The 15,089-nt window shown below is 71.8% G+C and carries 14 protein-coding genes; 11 read left to right on the forward strand and 3 right to left on the reverse strand.

Annotation, left to right across the window (positions count from 1 at the left end):
* Positions 1 to 35 precede the first annotated feature (35 nt).
* From ACIRJR_RS06630 to glmM, 4 genes are all read left to right on the forward strand, one after another.
* Positions 36 to 1,655, forward strand: a complete 1,620-nt coding sequence (locus ACIRJR_RS06630) for an ABC-F family ATP-binding cassette domain-containing protein (protein WP_403774761.1) — start codon at positions 36 to 38, stop codon at positions 1,653 to 1,655.
* Between the two features lie 229 nt (positions 1,656 to 1,884).
* The gene (rplM, locus tag ACIRJR_RS06635; RefSeq protein ID WP_024490227.1) at positions 1,885 to 2,328 is read left to right on the forward strand and encodes a 50S ribosomal protein L13; all 444 of its coding nucleotides are present in this window, start codon (positions 1,885 to 1,887) and stop codon (positions 2,326 to 2,328) included.
* 45 nt (positions 2,329 to 2,373) lie between these two features.
* Positions 2,374 to 2,901 carry a 30S ribosomal protein S9 gene (gene rpsI / locus ACIRJR_RS06640; RefSeq protein WP_403774764.1) on the forward strand — a complete coding sequence of 176 codons (528 nt, stop codon included), beginning with the start codon at positions 2,374 to 2,376 and terminating at the stop codon, positions 2,899 to 2,901.
* 220 nt (positions 2,902 to 3,121) lie between these two features.
* Positions 3,122 to 4,480, forward strand: a complete 1,359-nt coding sequence (gene glmM, locus ACIRJR_RS06645; RefSeq protein ID WP_403774767.1) for a phosphoglucosamine mutase — start codon at positions 3,122 to 3,124, stop codon at positions 4,478 to 4,480.
* A gap of 7 nt (positions 4,481 to 4,487) precedes the next feature.
* Here glmM and ACIRJR_RS06650 read toward each other — a convergent pair whose 3' ends face one another.
* Entirely contained in the window at positions 4,488 to 5,447 is a 960-nt protein-coding gene (locus ACIRJR_RS06650) for a DUF389 domain-containing protein (RefSeq protein WP_403774770.1), read from the reverse strand.
* Between the two features lie 18 nt (positions 5,448 to 5,465).
* On the reverse strand, positions 5,466 to 6,458 hold the full coding sequence (gene coaA / locus ACIRJR_RS06655) for a type I pantothenate kinase (RefSeq protein ID WP_329231862.1): 993 nt from the start codon (positions 6,456 to 6,458) through the stop codon (positions 5,466 to 5,468).
* Between the two features lie 219 nt (positions 6,459 to 6,677).
* Between coaA and ACIRJR_RS06660 the strand changes: the two genes are divergently transcribed.
* Positions 6,678 to 7,493, forward strand: a complete 816-nt coding sequence (locus tag ACIRJR_RS06660) for a hypothetical protein (protein ID WP_403774773.1) — start codon at positions 6,678 to 6,680, stop codon at positions 7,491 to 7,493.
* Between the two features lie 103 nt (positions 7,494 to 7,596).
* Here ACIRJR_RS06660 and ACIRJR_RS06665 read toward each other — a convergent pair whose 3' ends face one another.
* Positions 7,597 to 8,064, reverse strand: a complete 468-nt coding sequence (locus tag ACIRJR_RS06665; protein ID WP_403774776.1) for an HIT family protein — start codon at positions 8,062 to 8,064, stop codon at positions 7,597 to 7,599.
* Positions 8,065 to 8,437: 373 nt separating this feature from the next.
* On the opposite strand from ACIRJR_RS06665, the gene glmS reads away from it, so the two are divergent.
* The 6 genes from glmS (at position 8,438) to ACIRJR_RS06695 (ending at position 15,080) form a co-directional block, all read left to right on the forward strand.
* The gene (glmS, locus tag ACIRJR_RS06670; protein ID WP_403774779.1) at positions 8,438 to 10,285 is read left to right on the forward strand and encodes a glutamine--fructose-6-phosphate transaminase (isomerizing); all 1,848 of its coding nucleotides are present in this window, start codon (positions 8,438 to 8,440) and stop codon (positions 10,283 to 10,285) included.
* A gap of 12 nt (positions 10,286 to 10,297) precedes the next feature.
* Complete coding sequence (locus ACIRJR_RS06675; protein ID WP_327122262.1) at positions 10,298 to 10,666, forward strand: holo-ACP synthase; 369 nt, start codon at positions 10,298 to 10,300, stop codon at positions 10,664 to 10,666.
* 3 nt (positions 10,667 to 10,669) lie between these two features.
* On the forward strand, positions 10,670 to 12,115 hold the full coding sequence (locus ACIRJR_RS06680) for an NAD(P)H-hydrate dehydratase (RefSeq protein WP_403774782.1): 1,446 nt from the start codon (positions 10,670 to 10,672) through the stop codon (positions 12,113 to 12,115).
* Positions 12,116 to 12,181: 66 nt separating this feature from the next.
* Entirely contained in the window at positions 12,182 to 12,568 is a 387-nt protein-coding gene (locus ACIRJR_RS06685; protein ID WP_403774785.1) for a DUF488 domain-containing protein, read from the forward strand.
* A 61-nt stretch (positions 12,569 to 12,629) separates the two neighbouring features.
* Complete coding sequence (gene alr / locus ACIRJR_RS06690; RefSeq protein ID WP_403774788.1) at positions 12,630 to 13,784, forward strand: alanine racemase; 1,155 nt, start codon at positions 12,630 to 12,632, stop codon at positions 13,782 to 13,784.
* Positions 13,785 to 13,853: 69 nt separating this feature from the next.
* On the forward strand, positions 13,854 to 15,080 hold the full coding sequence (locus ACIRJR_RS06695; protein WP_403774791.1) for an alpha/beta fold hydrolase: 1,227 nt from the start codon (positions 13,854 to 13,856) through the stop codon (positions 15,078 to 15,080).
* The last annotated feature ends 9 nt before the right edge of the window (positions 15,081 to 15,089 follow it).

A 15,089-nucleotide genomic window follows, 5' to 3' on the forward strand; every position in this document is an offset into this window, starting at 1 on the left:
GGGCCAACGGTTCTCCTGCCGTGACAATGCTGTGCATGGGACATCTCGAAGCGGGCCACCTGGAGTACTACCTACCGGACGGACGGGTGCTGCTCGGCGACGCTTCGTTCCGGGTGGCGGACGGCGCCGTCGTCGCCCTCGTCGGCGCGAACGGGGCGGGCAAGACGACCCTTCTGAAGCTGCTCGCAGGAGAGCTCCAGCCGCACGGCGGATCGGTCTCGGTGAGCGGCGGGCTCGGCGTGATGGCCCAGTTCGTCGGCTCGGTACGGGACGAGCGCACCGTCCGTGACCTGCTGGTCTCCGTGGCGCAGCCTCGCATCAGGGAGGCGGCGCGGGCCGTGGACGCGGCCGAGGAGCGCATCCTCACCGTCGACGACGAGGCCGCGCAGATGGCGTACGCGCAGGCGCTGAGCGACTGGGCGGAGGCGCGGGGGTACGAGGCCGAGACCCTCTGGGACATCTGCACCATGGCCGCGCTCGGCGTCCCGTACGAGAAGGCGCAGTGGCGCGAGGTGCGCACGCTCAGCGGGGGTGAGCAGAAGCGGCTGGTCCTGGAGGCGCTGCTCAGGGGGCCGGACGAGGTGCTGCTTCTCGACGAGCCGGACAACTACCTGGACGTCCCCGGCAAGCGGTGGCTGGAGGAGAAGCTCAAGGAGACCCGCAAGACGGTGCTCTTCGTCTCCCACGACCGGGAACTCCTCTCGCGCGCCGCCGAGAAGATCGTGAGCGTGGAGCCCAGCCCGGCGGGCTCCGACGTCTGGGTGCACGGCGGCGGCTTCGCCACGTACCACCAGGCCCGCAAGGAGCGGTTCGCGCGCTTCGAGGAGCTCCTGCGGCGCTGGGAGGAGGAGCACGCCCGGCTGAAGGCGCTGGTCCTGCGGATGCGGCAGCAGGCGGCGAACAGCCCCGACATGGCGAACCGCTACCACGCGATGCAGACCCGCTTCAAGAAGTTCGAGGAGGCGGGACCGCCGCCGGAGCCGCCGCGCGAGCAGGACATCAGGATGCGGCTGCGCGGCGGCCGGACCGGGGTGCGGGCGGTGACCTGCACGAACCTGGAGCTGACCGGTCTGATGAAGCCGTTCGACCTGGAGATCTACTACGGGGAGCGGGTCGCCGTGCTCGGCTCCAACGGGTCGGGGAAGTCGCACTTCCTGCGGCTGCTGGCGGGGGAGCCGGTGGCGCACACCGGTGAGTGGAAGCTCGGCGCGAGGGTCGTGCCGGGTCACTTCGCCCAGACGCACGCCCACCCGGAACTGCTCGGCAAGACCCTCGTCGAGATCCTGTGGACCGAGCACGCCAAGGATCGGGGCGGCGCGATGTCGGTGCTGCGGCGCTACGAGCTGGAGCGCCAGGGCGACCAGGCCTTCGAGCGGCTGTCCGGCGGGCAGCAGGCACGCTTCCAGATCCTGCTCCTGGAGCTGGCCGGCACGACCGCGCTGCTGCTGGACGAGCCGACGGACAACCTCGACCTGGAGTCGGCCGAGGCCCTGCAGGACGGGCTGGAGGTGTACGACGGGACGGTCATGGCCGTCACCCACGACCGCTGGTTCGCGAAGTCCTTCGACCGGTATCTGGTCTTCGGCTCGGACGGCGTGGTGCGGGAGTCCACGGAGCCGGTCTGGGACGAGCGCAGGGTCGCGCGGGAGCGGTAGGCCCGGCGCGTTTTGACCCGTCCCGGGCGGGGCGGGTACTGTCGGGGGTTGTTATACGTATGGGTTCGCCGTTCTCACGCGAAGAGCCCCTGCGTAGGTTCTCTGGAGCAGTTACCAGTGGCTCGCATACGGGCGTCGTACCCGGCAGTGTGAGCCCCAGCTGCATGATCGCTTCAGGGGTGCCATGTGTTGTCTGGACCTCATCCACTGAAGAAGCGAAGGCTACGAAGTGCGTACGTACAGCCCCAAGCCCGGCGATGTCACTCGCCAGTGGCACATCATCGACGCTGAGGACATCGTCCTCGGTCGTCTGGCCACCACGGCCGCGAACCTCCTCCGAGGCAAGCACAAGGCGATCTACGCCCCCCACATGGACATGGGCGACTTCGTCATCATCATCAACGCCGAGAAGGTCCACCTCTCCGGCAACAAGAAGACCCAGAAGATGGCGTACCGCCACTCGGGCTTCCCGGGCGGTCTCCGTTCCGTGCGTTACGACGAGCTCCTCGCGAAGAACCCCGAGAAGGCTGTCGAGAAGGCCATCAAGGGCATGATCCCCAAGAACACCCTGGGTCGCCAGATGATCTCGAAGCTCAAGGTCTACGCGGGCGACCAGCACCCGCACGCTGCGCAGCAGCCGGTCCCGTTCGAGATCACCCAGGTCGCGCAGTAGTTCCGGCCTCCCCCCTAAGACGTAAAGAAAGATCTGAGGAGAATCGTGGCCGAGACCACTGCAGAGACGCCCGTCGAGGGTACCGAGGGCGAAGAGACCTTCGCCGAGGTGACCACCTTCGAGTCGGAGGTCCCCGTCGAGGGTGAGTACACCTCCGAGTCGCTCGCCGGCCGCTTCGGCGACCCGCAGCCCGCCGCCGGCCTTGGCCGTCGCAAGAACGCCATTGCCCGCGTCCGGATCGTTCCGGGCACCGGCAAGTGGAAGATCAACGGTCGCACCCTTGAGGACTACTTCCCCAACAAGGTGCACCAGCAGGAAGTCAACGAGCCCTTCAAGGTGCTCGAGCTCGACGGCCGCTACGACGTCATCGCCCGCATCTCGGGTGGCGGCGTCTCCGGTCAGGCCGGTGCCCTGCGCCTCGGCGTGGCCCGCGCGCTGAACGAGGCGGACGTGGACAACAACCGCGCCGCGCTCAAGAAGGCCGGTTTCCTCTCCCGCGACGACCGTGCGGTCGAGCGCAAGAAGGCCGGTCTCAAGAAGGCCCGTAAGGCCCCGCAGTACAGCAAGCGCTAAATCGCCTGCTCGTCTGCATTACACGTTCGCCCCGGCGGCACACCTCGTGCTGCTGGGGCGTTCGTTTATCAGCCCCCGTGGGCGTATAACGGCTTAAGACGTTTGCACGTTTATAGGGCTGGCGATCTCAGGTGTGCCCCCCCTTGCTGCGCCTTGCCTCGCTTTGCCCTACTTTGATTACTTTGGTTTTGCGGTTTCGGAGCACCTTCGGAGGACACCAGTGGGACGACTCTTCGGCACGGACGGCGTGCGCGGTGTCGCCAACGCGGACCTGACGGCCGAGCTCGCGCTCGGACTCTCGGTCGCGGCGGCGCACGTGCTCGCCGAGGCCGGCACCTTCGAGGGGCACCGGCCGACCGCTCTGGTGGGCCGCGACCCCCGTGCGTCCGGGGAGTTCCTGGAGGCCGCGGTCGTGGCGGGCCTGGCCAGCGCCGGCGTGGACGTCCTCCGTGTCGGGGTGCTGCCCACCCCCGCCGTGGCGTATCTCACCGGGGCGCTCGGCGCGGACATCGGCGTCATGCTCTCGGCCAGTCACAACGCCATGCCGGACAACGGCATCAAGTTCTTCGCCCGCGGCGGCCACAAGCTCGCCGACGAGCTGGAGGACCGCATCGAGACGGTCTACGAGCAGCACCGCACCGGCGAGCCCTGGGCCCGCCCGACCGGCGCCGGAGTGGGCCGGGTCACCGACTACGCCGAGGGCTTCGACCGTTACGTCGCCCACCTCATCGGCGTCCTGCCGAACCGGCTCGACGGCCTGAAGGTCGTGCTCGACGAGGCGCACGGTGCCGCGGCCCGCGTCTCGCCCGAGGCGTTCGCCCGGGCCGGGGCCGAGGTCATCACCATCGGCGCCGAACCGGACGGCCTGAACATCAACGACGGCTGCGGCTCCACCCACCTGGAGCTCCTGCGGACCGCCGTCGTCGAGCACGGCGCCGACCTCGGAATCGCGCACGACGGTGACGCCGACCGCTGCCTGGCCGTGGACGCGACCGGCGCGGAGGTCGACGGCGACCAGATCCTGGCCGTGCTCGCCGTCGCGATGCGCGAGGCCGGCAGTCTGCGCAAGGACACCGTCGTCGGCACGGTCATGTCGAACCTCGGCTTCAAGATGGCCATGGAGCGGGAGGGCATCCAGCTCGTCCAGACCGCCGTGGGCGACCGCTACGTCCTGGAGTCGATGAAGGCCGAGGGCTTCGCCCTGGGCGGCGAGCAGTCCGGCCACGTCATCGTCCTGGACCACGCCACGACGGGTGACGGCACGCTGACCGGGCTGATGCTCGCGGCCCGGGTCGCCGCCACCGGACGTACGCTCGCCGACCTGGCGGGTGTGATGCAGCGCCTCCCGCAGGTTCTCGTCAACGTGCCGGACGTCGACAAGTCCCGCGTGGACACCTCACCCGAGGTCGCCTCCGCGGTGTCCCAGGCCGAGCGCGAGCTGGGGGACACCGGGCGCGTGCTCCTGCGGAAGTCGGGCACCGAGCCGCTCGTACGCGTCATGGTCGAGGCGGCCGACCTGGAGCAGGCGCGCGCCGTGGCCGGACAGCTCGCCGACGTGGTGAAGTCCGCACTGGGCTGACGCCCACTCAGCCACCGGAGGGGCCCGGCCTCACGGCCGGGTCCCTCCGGCGCTGCCGGGCCCACAGAGCCCTCTGCGCCAGCAGGGTGAGGGTCCCGGACAGGACGATGCCGCCCAGGTTGGCCAGCAGCTGCACCGACGACCCCCACGTCTGGTCCAGGTCCTGGTAGCTGAAGGCGACGGCCGCGTTGGCCGCGGCCGGCACCGTGGTCACCGAGATGGCCACCCCGATCAGCGCACCCGACTTCGCCGAGGTCAGTGAGAGCGTCCCCGCGATGCCCGCCAGGAGCGCGACCACGAAGGACATCCAGTCCGGGTGCCAGATGAAGCGGGTGTTGGGGCGGTCCGCCGTGACCATGTCCTCGGTGAACAGGCCCAGCACGTCCATCAGCCAGGCGAAACCGGCCGTGAGCGCCATCGCCACCACGAAGCCGCCGATCAGCGCCCACAGCGACCGTGCCGCCAGCCGGGGCGCCCGCTGCACCAGCGCGGTCGAGATCCCGGCCAGCGGGCCGAACTCCGGGCCCACCGCCATCGCGCCCACGATCAGGACCGCGTTGTCCAGCATGACCCCGCAGGCCGCGAGCATCGTCGCGAGGGCGAGGAAGGCCACATAGGTGGCGCTGAAGGTCGACTCCTCGTGGGTCACCTCGCTCAGCTCTTCCCAGAGCACCGCGTCCGCGCCCTCGCCCGGCGCCGCCCTCTCCGCCTCGTCCGCGCGCCTGGAGAGCGTGAGGTCCATGTTCTCCACGGTGATCGAACCGCAGTCGTCGATGCCCATCTTCCGCAGGTCACCGATGAGTTCGTCGCCCGCCTCACGCGCGACGTCGCAGAGGACCACATCGCCCGCGGGGCTGCGCGCCGCCCCCGCGAGCACCGCGAGATGGGCGGTCCCCACCGTCCGTTCCAGCAGCTCCACCACCTCGTCGGTGCGGTCGGAGGGCAGGAGGAGGCGCAGATGCAGCACGGCGCACCCTTTCCGGAGTCAGAGCTTGCGCAGGGAGAGGCGCTGGACCTTGTGGTCCGGGCCCTTGCGGAGGACCAGGGTGGCACGGCCGCGCGTCGGCGCCACGTTCTCCAGCAGATTGGGCTTGTTGATGGTCCGCCACATGGTGCGCGCGTAGTCCAGCGCCTCCGCCTCGGAGACCTGGGTGTACTTGCGGAAGTACGAGAACGGGTTCTGGAACGCCGTCTCGCGCAGCCTGCGGAATCGGTGGAGGTACCAGGTCTCGATGTCCTCGGCCTTCGCGTCGACGTACACGCTGAAGTCGAAGTAGTCGGCGAGCCCGACCCGGGTCCGGCCGTCCTTGCCGGGCAGCGCCGGCTGGAGCACGTTCAGCCCCTCGACGATCAGGATGTCCGGGCGCCGTACGGTCAGCCGCTCGCCCGGCACGATGTCGTAGATCAGGTGGGAGTAGACGGGGGCCGTCACCTCGTCCTTGCCGGCCTTGATGTCGGCGACGAACCGGGTCAGCGCCCTCCGGTCGTACGACTCGGGGAACCCCTTGCGCGACATCAGGCCCCGCGCCTCCAGCTCCTTCATCGGCAGCAGGAACCCGTCGGTCGTCACCAGCTCCACCCGGGGGTGCTCCGGCCAGCGCGCCAGCAGTGCCTGCAGGATGCGTGCGCTGGTGGACTTGCCGACGGCGACACTCCCGGCGACCCCTATGACGAACGGGGTGCCACGCTGCTCGCCGTGTCCGTTGCCCGCGTCGCCCAGGAAGGTGTTCAGGGCGCCGCGCAGGCCGGAGGTGGCCTGGACGTAGAGGTTGAGGAGCCGGGAGAGCGGCAGATAGACGTCCCGTACCTCGTCGAGGTCGATGACGTCGCCGAGGCCCCTCAGCTTCTCGACCTCCTCGGCGGTCAGCGGCAGGGGGGTCTTGTCGCGCAGGGCACTCCACTCGGCCCGGGTCAGGTCGACGTAGGGCGTCGGCGCGTGCTCGGTGCGGCGGGTGCTCCGTGCGGGCGAAGTGATCACGTACTCATTGTCGCGGGAGTTCCGACGGAGTGGGGGGTGGGGTCGGTCACGTGGCCGAGCGGTTCTCCGGAGGGGGAGGCGGGGCGATCCGGTCGGCCGGCGGTCCCGGCCCTGTCCGGGCTCCCCGTCAGAACCGCTGGTAGCCTGCCGCCCCGCCGTGCGGACGTGATCGTCCCGGGCGGTGTCTCTCACATCGGCACACACAGCATCGAGGTACGCATGAAAACCGGCAGAACCGGCGCCGTCGCCGCAGTCGCGGGGGCGGCCGTCGCTCTCTCCACCTTCACGGCTCCCGCGGCACAGGCCGCGGACACCGGGATCACGGTGTCGCGGATCGTCGTCAACGAGGGCAAGTCCATCATCGTGGGCACCTCGGACGAGAAGGCCCCGCCCGTGACCTTCCGGATCACCCTCCCCGCCGGGTACAGCACCGCGGACCCCTTCGCGTACGACGCGGAGCCCTTCCTCTACCACGGCACCACCGCGGCCCAGGGCGCCGACAGCGGTGGCCTCCACATGGGCGGCTACACCTGCTACGAGACCAGCGCCCGGGTCGCGGACTGCGAGGGTGAGCTGTACATCAACCCGCGTTACGACCTCGACTCGAACGGCGACGCCACGACGTGGAAGATCGGCGTCGCGGCCAAGCTGTGGAAGACGAACGGCCAGCTGAAGACGGCGGAGTACACCACGGCCTCCGGCGGCGTGAAGGTCAAGCGCTGGGCCAAGGCCACGGTCAACGCCTCGCCCGAACCGGTGACGAAGGGAAAGACGATCACCGTCACCGGCAGCCTCACACGGGCGGACTGGGTGAAGCACTCGTACACCGGCTACGCGGGCAAGTCGGTCAGCCTGCAGTTCCGTAAGGCCGGCAGCTCCGTCTACTCCACGGTCAAGACGGCGACCTCCTCCAGCACGGGCGCGCTGAGGACCACGGTCACGGCCTCGGCGGACGGCTACTGGCGCTGGTCGTTCGGCGGCTCGTCCACATCGGGCACGGCCACCGCGGCGGGCGACTACGTCGACGTGCGTTAGCCGTACGGCGCCGACGGCACCTGGCCCCGGCCGGGCCCCGTCGGCGCTGCCCCGGTCCGAGTACCTCCCGGCGTGCCTCCGCGCGTGAGGTGCCGCGGTGACTTCACGCCTCGGCCGGACGCCCGCGGAGGCGGTCCCGGAGCGCTGCCGCCAGGCGGTCGGCCTGACCGGCCGTCACGCGGGCGTGCTCCGGGGCCCGCAGCAGCTCGAAGATCCCCGGACCGCGGTGCTCCGGCGCCAGGTCCGCGGTGCGGGGCACGATGTGGAAGTGCACATGGGCGAAGCCCTCCGCCTCGGCGAACTGCACGACGTACGTCTTCTCGCAGCCGGTCACGCTGCGGAGCGCCCGGGAGAGGCCGATCTGCCACGCCCCCAGCGTGGAGGCCTCCGCGTCGGTGAGGTCGTGCACCGCTGTGACGTGGCGGCGGGGCAGCAGCACCAGCCAGCCCGGAACCGAGGTGGTGAAGGAGTGAGCCACCCGCCAGTGCCGGTCGAAGTCGACGCGCTCCCGGGGCGGCAGTTCATCGAACTGTGCTTCCTTGTCGCACGCGTAGCACTCAGGGATCGTCATGACCCGAGAGCGTAGAACCGCCCCGCCGCGAGCGCACCGGTTCCCCGCCCGGGCCGTCGTCCGCACCCCCGTGCCGGACACCGGCCCCGCCCGGGAGAGGGCGGGCCACGCGGATCACGGCTTGGCGCCTTCGGCGTCGACGACGGCTGAGTGGTCGTCGTGGCAGCAGGGCTCCTCCGGTAGGTGCAGGTATTCACCAGGAGAGTCGACCGCAGCCCAGGTCCGGCCCGGACGCCCGGCACGTCCCGGCGCCCGGCTCGTGGGTTCGGTGCCGCGTAGGTGACTGTGTGCGCAAGGCCAGGTGCGACCAACATCGCCCGCGTGCGGACCGCCACTACTGTCCCCCGCCTCCATGCGGCCTTATGGTGCCGATATGTGCGGAATCGTGGGTTACGTCGGGGCGCAGTCGGCGCAGGATGTCGTTGTCGCGGGGCTGAAGCGGCTGGAGTACCGGGGGTACGACTCCGCGGGGGTCGCCGTCCTCGCGGACGGAGGGCTGGCCTCCGCGAAGAAGGCGGGGAAGCTCCTCAACCTGGAGAAGGAGCTCAAGGACCGGCCGCTGCCGGCCGGGAACACCGGCATCGGGCACACCCGTTGGGCCACGCACGGCGGTCCCACCGATGCCAACGCCCACCCGCATCTCGACAACGCGGGCCGGGTCGCCGTCGTGCACAACGGGATCATCGAGAACTTCGCGGCACTGCGCGAGGAGCTGGCCGGCCGGGGCCATGACCTCGCCTCCGAGACCGACACCGAGGTGGTCGCCCATCTGCTCGCCGAGGCGTACTCCTCCGGGGGCGATCTTGCGGAGGCCATGCGGGAGGTGTGCCGGCGGCTGGAGGGCGCTTTCACCCTGGTCGCGGCGCACGCCGACGAGCCCGACGCGGTGGTCGGGGCCCGGCGGAACTCGCCGCTCGTCGTCGGGGTGGGGGAGGGCGAGATGTTCCTCGCCTCCGACGTGGCCGCCTTCATCGCCCACACCAGGGACGCGATCGAACTGGGCCAGGACCAGGTGGTCGAGCTGCGGCGGGACGGGGTGACGGTCACCGGCTTCGACGGCCGGCCCGCCGACGTGAGCGAGTACCACGTGGACTGGGACGCCTCGGCCGCAGAGAAGGGCGGCTACGCCTCCTTCATGCTGAAGGAGATCGCCGACCAGCCCAAGGCCGTCGCCGACACCCTGCTCGGCCGGGTCGACGGATCGGGCACGCTCCACCTCGACGAGGTGCGCATCCCGCCGGGTGTGCTCCGCGAGGTCGACAAGGTCGTCATCATCGCCTGCGGTACCGCCTTCCACGCCGGGATGATCGCCAAGTACGCCATCGAGCACTGGACGAGGCTGCCCTGCGAGACCGAGCTCGCCAGCGAGTTCCGCTACCGCGATCCGATCCTGGACCAGCGCACCCTCGTCGTCGCCATCTCCCAGTCGGGCGAGACGATGGACACGCTGATGGCCCTCCGGCACGCCCGTGAGCAGGGGGCGAAGGTCCTCGCCATCTGCAACACGAACGGTTCGACCATCCCCAGGGAGTCGGACGCCGTCCTCTACACGCACGCGGGTCCGGAGGTCGCCGTCGCCTCCACCAAGGCGTTCCTGACGCAGCTCGTCGCCTGCTACCTCGTCGCTCTGTACCTGGGACAGGTCCGCGGCACCAAATGGGGCGACGAGATCCGCACCGTCGTGCGCCAGCTCTCCGAGATGTCCGGAGCCGTCGAACGCGTGCTGGGGACGATGGAGCCGGTGCGCGAGCTGGCCCGCTCGCTGTCCGGCCACGACACCGTGCTCTTCGTGGGCCGTCACGTGGGCTACCCCGTGGCCATGGAGGGCGCGCTGAAGCTCAAGGAGCTCGCCTACATGCACGCCGAGGGCTTCGCCGCCGGGGAGCTCAAGCACGGGCCGATCGCGCTCATCGAGGAGGGCCTGCCCGTCGTCGTGGTCGTGCCGTCCCCGCGCGGCCGTTCGGTGCTGCACGACAAGATCGTGTCGAACATCCAGGAGATCAGGGCGCGCGGCGCCCGTACCGTCGTCATCGCGGAGGAGGGCGACGAGGAGGTCGTCCCGTACGCCGATCACCTCATCAGGATCCCGGCTACGCCTACGCTGCTTCAGCCACTGGTCGCCACGGTGCCGTTGCAGGTGTTCGCCTGCGAGCTGGCGACCGCCCGGGGCAACGAGGTGGACCAGCCGCGCAACCTGGCGAAGTCCGTGACAGTCGAGTGAGTGAGTGAGCGCGTGATCATTGGGGTCGGGATCGATGTGGCGGAGATCGAACGCTTCGGCGCCGCGCTGGGGCGTACCCCGCAGCTGGCCGAACGGCTCTTCCTGGAGAGGGAGTTGCTGCTCCCCGGCGGGGAACGGCGGGGGATCGCCTCGCTGGCGGCCAGGTTCGCCGCGAAGGAGGCCCTGGCCAAGGCGCTGGGCGCACCGGGCGGGCTCCTCTGGACCGACGCCGAGGTGTGCGTCGAGGAGAGCGGCAGGCCCCGGCTCGAGGTGCGCGGCACCGTGGCGGCGCGGGCGGCCGAACTCGGCGTACGCAGCTGGCACGTGTCGCTCAGCCACGACGCGGGGGTGGCGTCGGCCGTGGTGATCGCGGAGGGTTGAGGTATGCGACATGCCTACAGCGTCGAGACCGTAAGGACCGCCGAGAAGGCGCTCATGGCACGGCTCCCGGAGGGCGCGCTGATGCAGCGCGCCGCAGCCGGGCTCGCGGTGGCCTGCGGTGATCTGCTCCGGCGCAACGGACGGGTCTACGGCTCCCGGGTCCTGCTCCTCGTCGGCAGCGGTGACAACGGCGGTGACACGCTCCACGCGGGAGCCCGGCTGGCCCGGCGCGGCGCCGGTGTACGGGCCCTGCTGACCTCACCGGACAAGGTCCACCGGGGCGGCCTGGCGGCCCTCCTCGCGGCGGGTGGGCAGGTCCTGGACACCCCCGACGGGCTGGGCCCCGTCGACCTCGTCGTCGACGGCATCACCGGGATCGGCGGGCGCGGCGGTCTGCGCCCGGAAGCGGCCGAACTGGTCCGCACGGTCTCCGCGGGCCACGCACCGGTGCTGGCGGTGGACCTGCCGAGCGGGGTCGAGGCGGACACCGGGCAGGTGCTCGGTGCGGCCGTGCGGGCGGACGCGACCGTCACCTTCGGTACGTACAAGCCGGGGCTGCTCATCGACCCGGCGGCCGAGCACGCGGGCGCGCTCCGGCTCGTCGACATCGGCCTCACCGCGCATCTGCCCGCGCGTCCGGACCTGGAGGCACTCCAGTACGCCGATGTCGCCGCCCTGCTGCCCGAGCCCGACGCCGAGAGCGACAAGTACCGCCGCGGGGTCGTCGGCGTGGCCGCCGGCTCGGAGCGGTACCCGGGCGCGGCCGTGCTCGCGGTCGCCGGGGCGCTGCACGGCGGCGCGGGGGCCGTGCGGTACGCGGGCCCGGGGGCCGGGGCGGTGATCGCCCGCTTCCCGGAGACGCTGGTGCACCCCGGCCCGCCGTCGAAGGCGGGACGGGTGCAGGCCTGGGTGGTCGGTCCGGGGCTCGGCGACTCCTCGGCGGCGGCCGGGTCGGTGGCCGACGTGCTGGCCGCGGACGTCCCGGTGCTGGTCGACGCGGACGGGCTGCGGCTGATGGACGAGGGGGCAGTGCGCTCCCGGACCGCCGCGACCGTCCTCACCCCGCACGCCGGCGAGGCCGCCGCGCTGCTCGGCGTACCGCGCGAGGAGGTCGAGGCGGGCCGGCTCGCCGCTGTACGGGAACTGGCCGCGCGGTACCGCGCCACGGTGCTGCTGAAGGGTTCGACGACCCTCGTGGCGGACGCCGCGGACGCGCCGGTGCGGGTCAACCCGACCGGCACCTCCTGGCTGGCCACGGCCGGCAGTGGTGACGTGCTGTCGGGGCTGACCGGTTCGCTGCTGGCGGCGGGCCTCGCACCGCGCGACGCCGCGTCGGTGGGCGCCTATCTGCACGGTCTCGCGGCGCGCCGCGCGTCCGACGGGGCACCGGTGTCCGCGCAGGACGTCGCGCACGCCCTGCCCGCGGCCTGGCGGGACGTGCGGGCCTGATCCACGCTGGGACGAAGGCCCGCGAGCGGTCCGGGCCGGAGCGACAGGGACGGACGGTGATCGGTCGTGGGCAGCGGCAGCGGCATACGCGTACGCAGGGTGTACGACCCGCCGGAGGACGACGACGGCACCCGGGTCCTGGTCGACCGGCTCTGGCCGCGCGGAGTCTCCAAGGAGCACGCGGCGATCGGCCTGTGGGCCAAGGACGTGACGCCCTCGGACGAACTCCGCACCTGGTACCACGAGGACCGCACGGGTGACCGGTACGACGATTTCGTGGACCGCTACCGCACCGAGCTCGGCGACGCCGCCCACACCGAGGCCGTCCAGGGACTGCTGGCCCTGCTGCGCGAGGGCGGCGCCGTCACGCTCGTCACGGCCGTGAAGGACGTCCCGGCCAGCCATGTCCCGGTACTCGTCGAGCATCTGGAGCACGCCCTCGACCACCGCTGACCGCCTCACCGGGCACAGGAGGTCGAGGGCACAGGCGTACGGCTCTGAGAGACTGGGCGCGATGAACGAGACAGCGACCCTGAGAGCACGTGCCGAGATCGACCTCGCCGCGTTGCGCGCCAATGTGCGCGCCCTGCGTGCGCGGGCGTCCGGGGCACAGCTCATGGCCGTGGTGAAGTCCGACGCGTACGGCCACGGAGCGGTGCCCTGCGCCCGGGCGGCACGGGAGGCCGGGGCGGCCTGGCTGGGCACCGCCACGCCGCAGGAGGCGCTCGCGCTGCGCGCCGCCGGTATCGGCGGCCGGCTGATGTGCTGGCTGTGGACGCCCGGGGGCCCCTGGCGCGCGGCGGTCGAGGCGGACATCGACGTCTCGGTGAGCGGGATGTGGGCTCTCGACGAGGTCGTCGCGGCCGCCACCGAGGCCGGGATCCCGGCCAGGGTCCAGCTCAAGGCGGACACGGGCCTCGGGCGCAACGGCTGCCAGCCGGCGGACTGGCCGGAACTGGTCGCGGCGGCCCGCGCCGCCGAGGACGCGGGCGTCCTGCGCGTCACGGGTCTCTGGTCGCACTTCGCGTGTGCCGACGAACCCGGCCATCCGTCGATCGCCGCCCAGCTGAACGTGTTCCGCGACCTGGTGGCGTACGCCGAGAAGGAGGGCGTCCGGCCCGAGGTGCGGCACATCGCCAACTCCCCGGCGACGCTCACGGTGCCCGAGTCCCACTTCGACCTCGTGCGCACCGGGATCGCGATGTACGGCATCTCGCCCAGCCCCGAGCTGGGCACCCCGGCCGACTTCGGCCTGCGACCGGTCATGACGCTCGCGGCGTCCGTGGCGCTGGTCAAGCAGGTGCCCCCGGGGCACGGCATCAGCTATGGGCATCACTACACGACCTCCGCCGAGACGACGCTCGCCCTGGTGCCGGTCGGCTACGCGGACGGCGTTCCGCGCCACGCGTCGGGGCGGGGCCCCGTCCTCGTCGGAGGCGCCGTACGCACGATCGCGGGCCGGGTCGCGATGGACCAGTTCGTGGTCGACCTCGGGGGCGACACCCTGGAGGCGGGCGCGGAGGCGGTGCTGTTCGGGCCGGGGGACCGGGGCGAGCCGAGTGCGGAGGACTGGGCGCGGGCGGCGGACACGATCGCGTACGAGATCGTCACGCGCATCGGCGCACGCGTCCCCCGCGTCCATCTCCATGAGGACTCCCGCCGGGACTGATCGCCCTCCGGCAGGGATCATGGCCCGACGACGACGACGACGACAACGACGACGAAGGAGCGCGGCACGGTGAGCGAGACCAGCGCGGAGGACGTGGTGGCGACGGCGGCCGTCGCGGCGGCCGGCTGGCGCCGGGCGGGCGTCGCCGGTGCGGCGATAGGCGTCATCGCCGCGGGCGCGGCCGCGGGCGTCGCCGTCGAGCGGCTCACCGTGGGCCGGGGCATGCGCAAGAAGGCGCGCCTCGCTCTGGACGCCTCCGGGCCCTACGGGTCGCTGCGCGGGCTGCCCGGCCGGGCGGTCGCCGACGACGGCACCGAGCTGTACTACGAGGTCGACGAGACCGAGCCGGACGGCGGGACGAGCCGTGCGGGCAAGGGCGCCGGTGCGAGTGCCCCCGCGGGCTCCGGAGGACGCCGACGCAGGCTCTTCGGCAGCAAGGACCCCGCGCCCCTGACCGTCGTCTTCAGCCACGGCTACTGCCTCGGCCAGGACTCCTGGCACTTCCAGCGGGCGGCGCTGCGCGGGCTGGTCCGCACGGTCTACTGGGACCAGCGCAGCCACGGCCGCTCCGAGCGGGGCAGGGCGCAGACCGAGGGGGTGGCGGTCGGCATCGACCAGCTCGGCCGCGACCTCAAGGCGGTCCTGGACGCGGCGGCCCCCGAGGGGCCGCTGGTGCTGGTGGGGCACTCCATGGGCGGCATGACGATGATGGCCCTCGCCGACCGGTATCCGGAGCTGATCCGCGACCGGGTGGCCGCGGTCGCGTTCGTCGGGACGTCGAGCGGCAAGCTCGGCGAGGTGAACTTCGGGCTTCCGGTGGCGGGCGTCAACGCGGTGCGCCGGGTGCTGCCCGGGGTGCTGAGGGCGCTCGGCTCGCAGGCGGAGCTGGTGGAGCGTGGGCGGCGGGCGACCGCCGACCTGTTCGCGGGGCTGATCAAGCGGTATTCCTTCGGCTCGCGGGACGTGGACCCGGCGGTCGCGCGGTTCGCGGAGCGGCTCATCGAGTCGACCCCGATCGACGTGGTCGCCGAGTTCTACCCGGCCTTCACCGAGCACGACAAGAGCGGTGCTCTGCCCGCCTTCCGTGACATCCCGGTGCTCATCCTGGCCGGGGACAAGGACCTCGTGACGCCCAGCTCGCACAGCGAGGCCATCGCGGACGAACTTCCGGACGCCGAGCTGGTCATCGTGCCGGACGCCGGTCACCTGGTGATGCTGGAGCACCCGGAGACCGTCACCGACCGGCTCGCGGACCTTCTGGTGCGGATCGGAGCCGTTCCGGCCGAGGCGCGCTGATCCTCTACC

Origin of the sequence: Streptomyces sp. NPDC102402, from assembly GCF_044765765.1 — a bacterium.
GTDB lineage: Bacteria > Actinomycetota > Actinomycetes > Streptomycetales > Streptomycetaceae > Streptomyces.